Consider the following 12,374-nt stretch of genomic DNA (forward strand, 5'->3'; position numbering starts at 1 on the left):
TTGAAGTGGCTATTTTAAAGAAAAGCTTGAACAATTTCGTTATTAATTCTTCAATTTCTGTGATTTTCTTGATGCAATAATTCACGAAAATCTGCCCAGTGAAAATGCATCCCTGGATCGGTTTTACGCTGCGGTGCAATATCGGAATGCCCCGCAATATGCTGCTGAATCTGCGGATAAGCTCGCTGCAAGGCTGAAATAACTTGTGCAAGCACCTGATATTGTACAGATTCAAATGGCAAGTCATCACTGCCTTCCAGTTCAATCCCAATCGAATAATCATTACATTCTGGCACACCCAAATAACTCGAACGCCCTGCATGCCATGCCCGATCATTAAAATTGACAAATTGCAGGACTTCACCTGTTCTTAGAATTAAAAGATGTGCCGAAACCTGCATACCTTTAATGGTTTGAAAATACGGATGTGCATTCCAGTCCAGTTGATTTTGGAAAAATTGCTGAATATAGCCCCCTCCAAATTGCGAGGGTGGCAAACTGATATTATGAATCACCACTAGCCGAATCTGCGTTTGAGCAGGACGTTGATTAAAGTTTGGAGAAGGCAACTGCTGCGCACCGCATAGCACACCCTCCACCACTTTAAATTTTGTCTGGTTTTGCATCTTCATTTCCGCATTAAATCACTTTCGAGCATTTTAACCGAGCCAGACCTGAAGAGCGTAATCTAACCGTCCAAACGCTCCTATCACTGGGTTATTTTTTACTTTTTACCAGAGGTTGATTACCATACCCCTAGTTTCTTTATCTGTAGACTATCATGGACCCATACTCACCGCTGAAAGGCAAAACAGGAATCAAACGTATTCTGAATGCGACGAGTTACTCAATTGCTGGATTTAAATCCGCCTTTCGCTACGAAGCTGCCTTTCGCCAGATTGTCTTACTGAATATTGTCTTACTCCCGATCAATTTATGGCTCAGTTTGTCAAAATTAGAACATCTGATTTTGATTTTAGTCGGTTTACTGGCATTAATTGTGGAATTATTCAATTCTGCAATTGAAGCCGTGGTCGATCGCATTTCACTAGAGCGCCACCCTTTGGCGAAAAATGCCAAGGATATGGGCAGCGCTGCACAATTTGTGACGCTGAGTATGATTGCAATTGCATGGGCAAGTATTCTGCTTTTCAAATAAAAAAAGACTCCATGCGGAGTCTTTTTTTTGAGCGATTGACTTACCAGCCTAAAGCTTGTTGCTGTTTTTTAATCAGCTCTTGAATACCTTGCTCAGCCAGTTCTAACATGGCATTACATTGGGTACGGGTAAATGGTTTATCTTCTGCTGTACCCTGAATTTCAATAAACTCACCAGCCTGTGTCATCACTACATTGAGGTCTGTTTGGCAGTTTGAATCTTCTTCATAGCAAAGATCAAGCAGCACTTCATCTTGGTACATCCCCACAGAAATTGCAGCGACCAAACCTTTGAGTGGATCATGCTTAATTTTCTTTTGCTCAAGCAAAACGTTCATGGCATCGACCAGTGCAACTGCAGCACCTGTAATTGCTGCAGTACGTGTGCCACCATCAGCCTGAAGCACATCACAATCGATGGTAATGGTATTTTCACCGAGTTTTTTCAGGTCAATCATGGCACGCAGGCTACGTCCGATCAGACGCTGAATTTCCTGAGTACGACCTGTTTGCTTACCACGTGCCGCTTCACGGTCAGAACGTGTATGGGTTGAACGTGGTAACATGCCGTATTCTGCTGTCACCCAACCTTGACCTTGACCTTTTAAAAAGCGCGGTACACTGTTATCGATACTTGCGGTACAAAGGACTTTGGTATGACCAAACTCAACGAGAACCGAGCCTTCAGCATAGCGCGTGTAGTTACGTGTAATTTTCACATCACGCAATTGGTTTAATGCCCGTTGGTCAATACGCATAATTTTTCCTTCAGTGTTCAGCCAAAAAATTCACGGGCAAGTATAGCAGAATCCTTACAAAATTTTAGAAAATGATCAGTTTGATACGTCAGGTTCATCGACTGATGAAAATACAAGATTTTGAATTTAATTATTATTTATGCAAAAGAATACTCTTTTTTAATGATGTAAATATTGTTTTCTATACCAACCGAGCAGAACCATCAATCTCTCATTAAAACATGAACAATATTGCCCACACATGATCATTATTTGTATAGTGAAACTGATGAACCTACTTGTGTAGACACGACCTATATTTTTTACCCAAGTCGATTTCATTCAAATTCAAACCATTACATTAACTATATAACCATATGATTTATATTTAATATTTTCGAAAAAATAGTAACAACTCACATTTTCTTCACTCAAGAACCGCTATACTTATTGCACAATATATAGAAAAAAATTTTAAGGATGGACTTGCTATGTCAGTACGTGCAGAGCGTAAATTGCAGAGTCAGCAAGCAATTCTGGATCAGGTATTAAAGCTGAACTATGCAGGTCAGTGTTTTAACAGCATTAGTTTACGACAACTGGCACAAGCCGTCGGCATGGTGCCCAGTGCTTTTTATCGTTATTTTCCGAACAAGGAGCAATTGGCAATTGAACTGGTGGATCAAACCTCTTTAATTATCAAAAGCCACCTGACGCAGTTCTTGGAGCATATCCAACATAAAAATAGTGAAATACTCGAAACACATTTATCGTTGTTCTGTGGTCAGGTTCAGCAAAAAGCTGCACATTGGCATTTTTTTATTGTGGAACGTTGGGGAGGTGGAAGCTTTCTTAAAGAAAAAATCCGTCAGGAAGTGATATTTTTAATTGATGATCTGGCACAACTTCTCAATAAAAAATATGCAGGACAATGGCTGGATCAACAGCAACCTCTAGCATTCGCAGAGCTCTGCATTGAACTGCATTTTGCCTGGATCATCAAATGGCTGCATAGCCATGAAACCCAGCAAAAAGATCAGTTATTGCAGTGTTTTATACAACAACTTCAGTATATTCACTTTCCTTAAGCCAATAAAAAAGCGTATGTCACCATACGCTTGAAACCAAAACAGCTAATGAGTTATTTGCTATGGCGTTCTTTGTTAATCAAGTAGCTTACCACTTGAGGCACTTTACCATCTTCACCTCTAACCAGATATTTACCGTTTACCACAACCGCAGGAACACCTGTTAGCTGATACTGAGCAGCAAGCTGATTGGACTGTGCAACTTTGGCAGTGACTGCAAAAGAACTATAGGCTTCGTTGAATTTTGCTGCTGGCACACCATATTTGGTGAAAAATTGGGCTGCTGAAGCCTGATCAAAAATTTGCTGGTTTTTCAAATGAATGGCATCAAACAATGCCAAATGGGTACGTTTACGTACTCCGAGTTGTTCAGAAGCATAATAGGTACGCGCACCTGACTCCCAAACTGGGTTCATGGCTGCAGGAGAACGGACAAAATTCACATCTTTAGGTAATTTTTTCAACCATGACTGCATATATGGTTCTAATTTAAAGCAGTGTGGACAACCATACCAAAAAAATTCACGAACTTCGATTTTCCCTGGAACATCAACCTTACCAGGATTTTGCAAAACCGTATAATCTTTACCCGCAACAAAATCCGCCGCCATAGCGTTGGCTGAAAATGCCATAACTGTTGCAGCTAAGCCATTGATAATGAATTTTTTCATTGATTGATGTTTCCTTATATAAGATTTTGACTAGCTTAGCTGTTAACTATAAAACATCTATGCAAAAAACGTTTTGTTTCTGTCAACTTTTTTACAGCTTTTATCGCTTTTTTCCCAAGACGCGCTACACTAGCAACGAAAACAAATCTTTTAAAAATGAAGCACTGTACTGAGGTGAAGGTCATGTCACAGCTGAATGTTGATCCACAAGAAATTGCAAAATTCGAAGCTCTCGCGGCCAAATGGTGGGACCAGCATTCCGAATTCAAGCCGTTGCATCAGATCAACCCGTTACGCTTAAACTGGATTGATGAATTGTCTGGTGGCTTACGTGGCAAAAAAGTTTTAGATGTCGGTTGCGGTGGCGGTATTTTGGCGGAAAGCATGGCACGTCGTGGGGCAGCAGAAGTACTTGGTATTGACATGGGCGAAGCACCACTGGCAGTAGCACGCTTACATGCCGAACAAGAACAGGTTGCCAATATCCAATATCGTCAAATTCCTGTCGAACAGCTTGCCGAAGAGCAGGCAGGTCAATACGATGTAGTGACTTGTATGGAAATGCTGGAGCATGTGCCCGACCCAGCTTCGATTATTCAAGCTTGCCAAAAGCTGGTGAAGCCAAACGGTCATGTATTTTTCTCGACCATTAACCGCAACCCAAAATCGTATCTGTTTGCCATTATTGGCGCTGAATACCTGTTGCGGATGCTGCCAAAAGGTACGCATGACTATCATAAATTTATTCGCCCATCTGAATTAGCCACTGACATTGAAGCAGCAGGTTTGAAACTGAAACAAATGACGGGCTTACATTACAATCCACTCACCAAACATTATTGGCTCGCACCCAATGTTGATGTGAACTATATGGTGTATACACAAAATCTGGTCTAAGCAATGAAAGCAGTCTTATTTGATTTAGATGGTACGCTGATCGATACAGCAGCCGACTTTATCCGCATCATTCAAAGCATGTGTCGTGAACAGCAACGCCCAGTCGTGGATGCCGATAGCATTCGCAGTCAGGTATCTGAAGGCGCACGCGCCATGGTGAAACTGGTCTATCCAGAGTTGGCTGTTGATGATGCAACCTTCTTGGCACATCGCCAAGACTTTCTGGAGCGTTACGGCAAACAGATCGTGGTGGATACCGATCTGTTTGAAGGCATGTATCCATTGCTTGAAATGCTGGAACAACACCAGATTCCTTGGGGCATTGTCACCAACAAGCCGCGCAATTTGAGCGAGTCTTTATTAGAAGCCTTAGATCTGCAACAGCGTTGCTCGGTTTTGGTCTGCCCTGATGATGTGACACACGCCAAACCACATCCTGAACCGATGTTTTTAGCTGCCAAACAGCTTGAGATCAACCCGCAGCAGATTATTTATGTAGGTGATCATCCGCGTGATATCGAGGCAGGTCGTAATGCAGAAATGTATACAATTCTTGCCGCTTATGGTTATCTACCTGTACAGCAGCGCGATAATTTACAGGCATGGCAAGCCGACTGCATTATTGAAAATGTGCCTCAGCTTCAGCAAGTGTTGCAGCAACATCTAAAAATTTAATAAACAAATCAATGACAAATGGAGGTTTCATAATGAAATATTCAGAATATCAACCTCGAACTGACTTATTAAAAGACAAAATTATTTTAATTACAGGTGCGGGTGAAGGTATTGGGCGTGCAGCAGCCATCAGTTATGCCTTGCATGGTGCAACAGTGGTGCTACATGGACGCACGCTGAATAAACTTGAAGTGATTTATGATGAAATTGAAAGCTTAGGTGCACCACAACCCGCGATTCTCCCCTTACAGCTCTCCACTGCATCTAGCCGTGAATATGAACACTTGGTCGATACTCTGGAACACCAGTTTGGTCGTCTCGATGGCATTTTGCATAATGCTGGCATTTTAGGCGACCGTGTGGCTCTGGCAGATTATCCAGTCGATGTATGGGATGAAGTCATGGCGGTCAATTTGCGCGCACCGTTTATCTTGACGCAAACGCTGTTACCTCTCTTACAAAAATCTCAAAGTGCTTCTGTAGTATTTGCCTCCTCAGGTGTGGGGCGTGAAGCACGTGCCATGTGGGGCGCTTATTCGATTTCAAAAGTTGCGGTTGAAGCCATGAACAAGATTTTTGCCAGTGAAAATAGCTTCGCTAACATTCGTTACAACTGCATTAATCCTGGGGCAACTCGTACCGCGATGCGTGCCAAAGCTTTCCCACAAGAAGACCCGCTCAGCTTACCAACACCAGAAAGTTTAATGCCTGCTTATTTATACCTCATGGGGGAAGATAGTATCGGCATGAATGGTCAGAGTATTAACGCTCAAGACTGATGCTATCGAACGATCAAATCATTATTTTGACGTTTCGCCTCTTATATCTTTACCTCAGACATCAGCATCTTTAAATTAAGATGCTGATTTTTAGATTATAATGACAATAAAATTTGCATAAGAATCTTGAATATAGCCAATATTCCAATGTTTTTAAAAAAATCATGTCATGATCTTCACAGTTTCTCTGCATTTTTTTTATACAGTAGTCAAGCCAGTTAGGCATACGTAATACATTCGAGGAAGCAAAATGAAACAAAGTTTAACAGCGATGGCGCTATGCTTGACTGTTTGGCTAAGTATCCCCGTTGCTTTTGCAGGTCCGCCGCATGGTGGAAATCCAGGTCGTGGTGGCGGCGGCTTTTTTGATTCTACAAATGAGTACCGTGATGCTGTTTCATTGCAAGATTTACAAGAACGTCGTCGCCAACGTGAAGAGCGTGGTTTTGAACGCTTAAAACAACTCAAGTGGCAAACGGGCTATACCATGCCACAGCACTACCGTAGTGACCGTTACAAAGTCGATTATAATTATTATCAGCTGCCTCGCCCTAAGCATGGGCAGCAGTGGTATAAAGTCAATAATGACTACTTGCTGATTGATGATGACAATACCATTATTCAGGTACATTAAAAAAAGCTCCCGAAGGAGCTTTTTTTCTTACATGATTTTAATGCCTTGCTGCCCTGCTGGCGTCACCTTGAAAATCTCGACTTCAAAGGTAATATTCTTGCCAGCCAAAGGATGGTTAAAATCGATTTCAGTAATATCATCATTCACCGATTTCACCACACCAAACAAGCTTGATTTGGCTTTGTCTTCAAATTCAATCATGTGCCCAACCACTGGACGCTGCTCAAATTTGACCGTATCGAAACGCTGAATATTTTCAGGGTTCCAAGGACCAAACGCATCTTCAGGGGGTAAATGCACGGTACGGCGATCGCCTGCACGCAAACCAAAGAGTGCCTTTTCAAAACCAGGTAACAAGTTACCATCACCAATCACCAGACTGACTGGCTCTTCTCGGTTACGGGTATTGTCAATTTCCACACCATTTTCAATCGCAACTGAAAAATGCAAATCAACTTTTGAACCATCGCTGACGCGGGTTTCTTCATTGGGATTAATAATTTCAACCATCTTAGTTTTTTACATCCGCTTTACGCTGCTTTTCCAAAAAGAACGTGTCGATGAGCAACAAAATCGTTCCCAAGGTAATCGCACTATCGGCAACATTAAACGCTGGGAAGTTGTGATTTTGATAATACACATGAATAAAATCAACAACGTAACCCAAAGTTACCCGATCAATCAAATTACCTAGCGCACCACCTAAAATTAAGGCAATTGCTGCAGGTAAAACCTTCATGTATTTCGGCATACGCATCAGCCAAAATACAAAAATCAAAGACACGAGCCCAGCCAGTCCCATAAACAAATAACGCTGCCAGCCACCTGCATCAGACAAGAAGCTAAAGGCTGCGCCATAGTTATGTAGCAATGTCCAGTTTAAAAAGGGCATCACAGGAACAGGTTGCGCATACATCAAAGCGGTGCTGGCAATGTGTTTGGTCCATTGATCCAGCCCGATGGCTAGGGCAGACAGCCCCAACCACAGGATGTTATACGCATGAAATACTAAACCCTTGTTTTGAGGATTAGGCATACTTTCTCTCTTCGCCAGAACCGGCAACATTCACAATACAACGAGAACATAAACCAGGATGTGCTGCATGTGTGTTGACATCTGGTAAGACATGCCAGCAACGTGCACATTTTTCACCTTCAGCAGCAGACACCTGAACACGTAATCCATCTAGCTCAGTTGCTTCGCCCTGTTCTGCAAAAGCATGAACGGCTACTTGTGAAGTAATCAAGACAAAACGGAGTTCATCGCCCAGTTTGTTGAGTACCGCAGCAAGTTCAGGTTGCGCCCAAAGTTCAACTTTCGCCGACAAATTACTGCCGATGAGTTTAGCGTTACGCGCCACTTCAATCTGTTTATTTACTGCTGATTTGACTTGAATTAATGTTTGCCAATCCGCTTCTGACAACAGGTTAGCCATCACTGTTGGAATTTCATACCATTCAGTGGTAAACACATACTGTTCAGATTGCTCTGGAATCAGTGGCCACGCTTCTTGTGCCGTAAAGCTCAAGATTGGGCTCATCCAGCGCACAAAAGCTTGTACCAGATGATACAACGCAGTTTGTGCTGAGTGACGTGCTTGTGAATTTGCATTGGTGGTGTACTGACGGTCTTTAATGATGTCGAGGTAGAAACCACCCAAGTCATTGATACAGAAGTTGGTCAAGGCACTGCACACCACGTGGAAATTCATTTCGTCATAAGCTTGGGTAATGACGTTTTGAACTTCATTGGCACGTTGCAAGATGTATTGATCCAGTGCAATCAACTCTTCAACAGGCAGCAAATCAGTGCTTGGTTTGAAACCGTTTAAGTTCGCAAGCAAGAAACGTAAAGTGTTACGAATACGGCGATAGCTGTCGCTGACACGGCTAAAGATTTCTTTAGACGCTGCAATTTCATATCGGTAATCGCTTGATGCTACATATAAGCGTAGACCGTCAGCACCCAACTGCTTGATGATTTCTTCAAGCGGAATGTAGTTGCCTAAAGATTTAGACAATTTACGACCTTTCTCATCCACCGTGAAACCATGTGTCAATAACGCTTTATACGGCGCACGGTTGTGGATTGCCATAGACGTCAACAATGAAGACTGGAACCAGCCACGATGTTGGTCTGAACCTTCTAGGTACAAGTCCGCTGGGCTTTGCAACTCATCACGTTGCTCAAGTACCGCATAGTGCGTTGTACCAGAGTCAAACCAGACGTCTAGAGTGTCACGTACAGGATTATATTGTTCTGCTTCATCACCCAAGAAGTCTTGAGCACCACGGTTAAACCATGCATCGATGCCTTCTTGTTCAATCAGCTTCGCCACATCTTCAATCAGTTCAGGCGTACGTGGATGCAACTCATTGGTGTCTTTATGCACAAAGAACGGGATTGGCACACCCCATGTACGTTGACGTGAGATACACCAGTCTGGACGACCTTCAATCATCGATTGAATACGGTTTTGACCCCAGTTTGGTACAAATTGAATGTCTTTTTCAATCGCATTCAATGCACCGTCACGTAGGCCTTTGGCATCCATGCTGATAAACCATTGCGGTGTTGCACGGAAAATGATCGGGGTTTTATGACGCCAGCAGTGTGGATAGCTGTGCTTAATCGGGTTATGTGCCCAAAGACGACCAGTTTCACCCAATGCAGCAATAATTTTTGGATTGGCTTTATAAATGTGCTCGCCTGCAAAAATCGGGGCAGTTGGTAAATACACACCATTACCACCCACAGGATTGTCCACTTTCAAGTTGTAGATCAAACCCACTTTATAGTCGTCCACACCATGCCCTGGTGCAGTATGCACTGCGCCCGTACCGCTATCGGCAGTCACGTGTTCACCCAAAATGACAGGCACTTGGCGCTCTGCGATCAGTGGGTGTTGCAGCTGTAGATTTTCCAGTTTTGCACCAACAAAATCAGCCAAAACTACAGGATTTTCTAATTTGTAACGCTCGCACGCAGACTCAACCAAGCTTTTTGCCAAGACAAGGTTTTGTGTGCCACGATCCGTTTGTACTTGAACCAATTGGTATTCAATTTCAGCATGCAATGCAACTGCTTGGTTGGCAGGTAGTGTCCAAGGCGTCGTCGTCCAGATGACAAAATCAGTTGGATCTTTAACTTCAACGCCTAAACGCGCTGACAAATCGGCAAGATCAACCACCGCAAAACCAACGTCAATCGCATCAGATTTTTTGTCTTCGTATTCAACTTCAGCTTCTGCCAATGCTGAACCACAGTCCAGACACCAGTTGACTGGTTTTAAACCTGGTTGAATGTGACCATTTTTCTGGATTGCACCCAAAGCACGCACGATATCGGCTTCTTGCTTGAAGTTCATGGTCAAATACGGATTGTCCCAATCGCCCAAAATACCCAAGCGTTTGAAGTCATTGCGCTGAATATCGATTTGCTCTAAGGCATATTCGCGGCAGTGTTTACGGAAAGTTGCAGCATCAACTTTTTCACCGACTTTACCGACTTTTTCTTCGACTTTAAGCTCGATTGGCAAACCGTGACAGTCCCAACCTGGCACATACGGTGCATCAAAACCATCTAAAGTGCGGCTTTTAACAATAATATCTTTGAGAACTTTGTTGACCACATGCCCAAGGTGAATCTGACCATTGGCATACGGAGGGCCATCGTGAAGCACATATTTTTTCTTGCCAATACGCGAAGCACGAATCTGCTGATAAATGTTGTCAGCGTACCACTCTTCTAACCATTTTTGTTCACGTACTGCCAAATTTGCTTTCATTGCAAATTCAGTACCTGGCAGATTCAATGTGGCTTTATAATCCACTGCATTTTCAGGTGTTTGCTTATCGCTCATGCAAGTTGCTTCCAGTTCTGTCTGCGCTAACGCCGACACGTTGTACCATCAAGATTAAAACTAAAATTTAAAAAGGAAATTCGTTGTGTTGCTCACGAAACGTACGTAATTGTACAACATCATCCTGAATTCCGGCTTTGAGTGCTTCTAAAGAAGGATAATTCCGTTCACCATGCAAAAAGTGTAAGAATGTCACTCGCATTAATAAACCATACAGATTAGCAGAAACCTCAGGAAAATGTACTTCTAAACGCCATTGCGGGTGTTCCTGACGAATCGCAGGACGCGTGCCGACATGTCCAGCACCAAACAGTGCCGTCGGTTGATAACCTTTAACACCGAGTTGATCAGGTGAGTCTTGGCGGACTTTGGCATCGAGTGCTGTTGTTTCACAAACCACATCAACCGCATAAATCCCGTTGATACACGGACGATGACGGTTTAAACGCACATTAATGGTCGGGAAATCAATGGTGCGCCCAATCTGGTCACCATATTGTACCCGTCCCGTAATGCTATACGGACGACCGAGCAGGCGTGCAGCCAGTGCCAGATCCCCCTTTTGCAAGGTTTCACGAATACGGGTTGAGCTGACACGCTCGCCATCAAGTTCTACAGTATGTAGATTAGTGACGCTAAACCCATACTGGCGTAAAAACTCGGCATTGCCCTGACGGTTTTTGCCAAAATGAAAATCATCACCCAACACCAAATGCTGGGCATTGAGTTGTTGTTTTAAAAGCTCTGAAAATTGCTCGGCACTCAAGCTACGAAAGTGATTGTCAAATTTGGCAATCACCACATAATCAACCCCAAGCTCACTTAAATATTCGACTTTTTCACGCAATGAAGTAATACGCGGCGGGGCCTGATAACCTTTAAAAAACTCCAAAGGTTGCGGTTCAAAAATCATCACGGCAGTTTTCAACTGCTCGGCTTGCGCTGCTTGTTTGAGCTGAGCAATCATGGATTGATGCCCAAGGTGCACACCGTCAAAGTTACCAATGGTGACGGCAGTCTTTGGCAAATCTAAATCGGCTGTCATTACATTCAAACGAAGTAGCTTCATGGCACTTTTAAAAATTGATGATTTCAAAGCCAACTATTGTGCCATATTCTGATCAATTCGTCTTGTGGTTGTTTTTATCAAATTTTAATGATTAAAAACATATATTTATCTATAAAAAATTATGTTTATTTAGAACAAACAAACTTAGCATATCTCTTACAGATCAACACAATTTGGTTATACTAAACACGCAGCCTTAACTCCGAAGAGAAGATCGATTGAACACTTTGCACGACCATGCCCTGATTATGGCTCTCCCTAGCGAATCACAAGGTTATTTTGAACAGCATGGTATTCCAGTACACTATAGTGGTATTGGTAAAATCAATGCAGCATTTAAAGCCTATGACGTAATTCAGCGTACAGGTTGTAAAACCTTGATCAACTTTGGTACAGCTGGTAGCTCAAGCTTTCCGCGCCATGCACTGGTCGAAGTTCAACAATTTGTTCAACGCGATATGGATGTTTCTCCGCTTGGCTTCCCGATCGGCACCACGCCAATGGATGATGATCACCCAGCAGAAATTGAACTCGATCGTTATTTTCTTGAGCTTCCACATGCAGTCTGCGGCACAGGCGATTCATTTGAAACAGGCTTACCTAAAGTACAGTGTCAGGTGGTCGACATGGAAGGTTATGCACTGGCAAAAGTCTGTAAAAAGTTAGGTGTGCGCCTGATTTCAGTCAAATATATTACCGATGGCGCAGATGACACTGCACATATCGACTGGCAAGACAATCTAAAAGTGGGTGCAGAAAAACTCTTACAACTCTATCAAAAGCACTTTTAGATTTGATCCATC

The 12,374-nt window shown here is 42.9% G+C and carries 14 protein-coding genes; 7 read left to right on the top strand and 7 right to left on the bottom strand.

The window, feature by feature from the left end; translation table 11 throughout:
• Positions 1-50: 50 nt before the first annotated feature.
• On the bottom strand, positions 51-626 hold the full coding sequence (ampD, locus tag P255_RS12865) for a 1,6-anhydro-N-acetylmuramyl-L-alanine amidase AmpD (RefSeq protein WP_004902881.1): 576 nt from the start codon (positions 624-626) through the stop codon (positions 51-53).
• A 155-nt stretch (positions 627-781) separates the two neighbouring features.
• Here ampD and P255_RS12870 point away from each other — a divergent pair, with 155 nt between their 5' ends.
• Positions 782-1,159 carry a diacylglycerol kinase gene (locus P255_RS12870; RefSeq protein WP_004902882.1) on the top strand — a complete coding sequence of 126 codons (378 nt, stop codon included), beginning with the start codon at positions 782-784 and terminating at the stop codon, positions 1,157-1,159.
• A gap of 40 nt (positions 1,160-1,199) precedes the next feature.
• Here P255_RS12870 and rph read toward each other — a convergent pair whose 3' ends face one another.
• Positions 1,200-1,916: a ribonuclease PH gene (gene rph / locus P255_RS12875; protein WP_004902885.1), complete on the bottom strand. Its 717-nt coding sequence runs from the start codon at positions 1,914-1,916 to the stop codon at positions 1,200-1,202.
• A gap of 470 nt (positions 1,917-2,386) precedes the next feature.
• On the opposite strand from rph, the gene P255_RS12880 reads away from it, so the two are divergent.
• Complete coding sequence (locus P255_RS12880) at positions 2,387-2,983, top strand: TetR family transcriptional regulator (protein WP_004902887.1); 597 nt, start codon at positions 2,387-2,389, stop codon at positions 2,981-2,983.
• Positions 2,984-3,036: 53 nt separating this feature from the next.
• Here the strand turns inward: P255_RS12880 and P255_RS12885 are convergent, their stop codons facing one another.
• Positions 3,037-3,654 carry a thiol:disulfide interchange protein DsbA/DsbL gene (locus P255_RS12885; RefSeq protein WP_004902889.1) on the bottom strand — a complete coding sequence of 206 codons (618 nt, stop codon included), beginning with the start codon at positions 3,652-3,654 and terminating at the stop codon, positions 3,037-3,039.
• Positions 3,655-3,837: 183 nt separating this feature from the next.
• On the opposite strand from P255_RS12885, the gene ubiG reads away from it, so the two are divergent.
• The 4 genes from ubiG (at position 3,838) to P255_RS12905 (ending at position 6,639) form a co-directional block, all read left to right on the top strand.
• Entirely contained in the window at positions 3,838-4,551 is a 714-nt protein-coding gene (ubiG, locus tag P255_RS12890) for a bifunctional 2-polyprenyl-6-hydroxyphenol methylase/3-demethylubiquinol 3-O-methyltransferase UbiG (RefSeq protein ID WP_004902891.1), read from the top strand.
• A 3-nt stretch (positions 4,552-4,554) separates the two neighbouring features.
• The gene (locus P255_RS12895; protein ID WP_004902893.1) at positions 4,555-5,226 is read left to right on the top strand and encodes an HAD family hydrolase; all 672 of its coding nucleotides are present in this window, start codon (positions 4,555-4,557) and stop codon (positions 5,224-5,226) included.
• Between the two features lie 32 nt (positions 5,227-5,258).
• The gene (locus P255_RS12900; protein ID WP_004902895.1) at positions 5,259-6,005 is read left to right on the top strand and encodes a YciK family oxidoreductase; all 747 of its coding nucleotides are present in this window, start codon (positions 5,259-5,261) and stop codon (positions 6,003-6,005) included.
• Between the two features lie 250 nt (positions 6,006-6,255).
• A complete protein-coding gene (locus P255_RS12905) occupies positions 6,256-6,639 on the top strand; it encodes an RcnB family protein (RefSeq protein WP_004902896.1) in 384 nt (127 codons plus the stop codon).
• A gap of 27 nt (positions 6,640-6,666) precedes the next feature.
• On the opposite strand, the gene P255_RS12910 is transcribed toward P255_RS12905, so the two are convergent.
• The 4 genes from P255_RS12910 to ribF form a co-directional block, all read right to left on the bottom strand.
• A complete protein-coding gene (locus tag P255_RS12910; RefSeq protein ID WP_004902898.1) occupies positions 6,667-7,149 on the bottom strand; it encodes an FKBP-type peptidyl-prolyl cis-trans isomerase in 483 nt (160 codons plus the stop codon).
• Between the two features lies 1 nt (position 7,150).
• Positions 7,151-7,675: a signal peptidase II gene (gene lspA, locus P255_RS12915; RefSeq protein WP_004902900.1), complete on the bottom strand. Its 525-nt coding sequence runs from the start codon at positions 7,673-7,675 to the stop codon at positions 7,151-7,153.
• The gene (gene ileS / locus P255_RS12920; RefSeq protein ID WP_004902901.1) at positions 7,668-10,502 is read right to left on the bottom strand and encodes an isoleucine--tRNA ligase; all 2,835 of its coding nucleotides are present in this window, start codon (positions 10,500-10,502) and stop codon (positions 7,668-7,670) included. Before ileS ends, lspA begins: the two co-directional genes overlap by 8 nt.
• 67 nt (positions 10,503-10,569) lie before the next feature.
• A complete protein-coding gene (gene ribF / locus P255_RS12925) occupies positions 10,570-11,571 on the bottom strand; it encodes a bifunctional riboflavin kinase/FAD synthetase (protein WP_004902903.1) in 1,002 nt (333 codons plus the stop codon).
• Positions 11,572-11,789: 218 nt separating this feature from the next.
• Between ribF and P255_RS12930 the strand changes: the two genes are divergently transcribed.
• Positions 11,790-12,362: a 5'-methylthioadenosine/S-adenosylhomocysteine nucleosidase family protein gene (locus P255_RS12930; protein ID WP_131375913.1), complete on the top strand. Its 573-nt coding sequence runs from the start codon at positions 11,790-11,792 to the stop codon at positions 12,360-12,362.
• The last annotated feature ends 12 nt before the right edge of the window (positions 12,363-12,374 follow it).

This window comes from Acinetobacter brisouii CIP 110357, assembly GCF_000488275.1.
Taxonomy (GTDB): Bacteria; Pseudomonadota; Gammaproteobacteria; order Pseudomonadales; family Moraxellaceae; genus Acinetobacter; species Acinetobacter brisouii.

Coding starts and splice junctions, on each gene's coding strand:
- ribF (WP_004902903.1), bottom strand. CDS start 11,571: ATGAAGCTACTTCGTTTGAATGTAATGACAGCCGATTTAGATTTGCCA.
- P255_RS12910 (WP_004902898.1), bottom strand. CDS start 7,149: ATGGTTGAAATTATTAATCCCAATGAAGAAACCCGCGTCAGCGATGGT.
- P255_RS12885 (WP_004902889.1), bottom strand. CDS start 3,654: ATGAAAAAATTCATTATCAATGGCTTAGCTGCAACAGTTATGGCATTT.
- P255_RS12880 (WP_004902887.1), top strand. CDS start 2,387: ATGTCAGTACGTGCAGAGCGTAAATTGCAGAGTCAGCAAGCAATTCTG.
- P255_RS12895 (WP_004902893.1), top strand. CDS start 4,555: ATGAAAGCAGTCTTATTTGATTTAGATGGTACGCTGATCGATACAGCA.
- lspA (WP_004902900.1), bottom strand. CDS start 7,675: ATGCCTAATCCTCAAAACAAGGGTTTAGTATTTCATGCGTATAACATC.
- ubiG (WP_004902891.1), top strand. CDS start 3,838: ATGTCACAGCTGAATGTTGATCCACAAGAAATTGCAAAATTCGAAGCT.
- rph (WP_004902885.1), bottom strand. CDS start 1,916: ATGCGTATTGACCAACGGGCATTAAACCAATTGCGTGATGTGAAAATT.
- P255_RS12905 (WP_004902896.1), top strand. CDS start 6,256: ATGAAACAAAGTTTAACAGCGATGGCGCTATGCTTGACTGTTTGGCTA.
- ileS (WP_004902901.1), bottom strand. CDS start 10,502: ATGAGCGATAAGCAAACACCTGAAAATGCAGTGGATTATAAAGCCACA.
- P255_RS12900 (WP_004902895.1), top strand. CDS start 5,259: ATGAAATATTCAGAATATCAACCTCGAACTGACTTATTAAAAGACAAA.
- ampD (WP_004902881.1), bottom strand. CDS start 626: ATGCAAAACCAGACAAAATTTAAAGTGGTGGAGGGTGTGCTATGCGGT.
- P255_RS12870 (WP_004902882.1), top strand. CDS start 782: ATGGACCCATACTCACCGCTGAAAGGCAAAACAGGAATCAAACGTATT.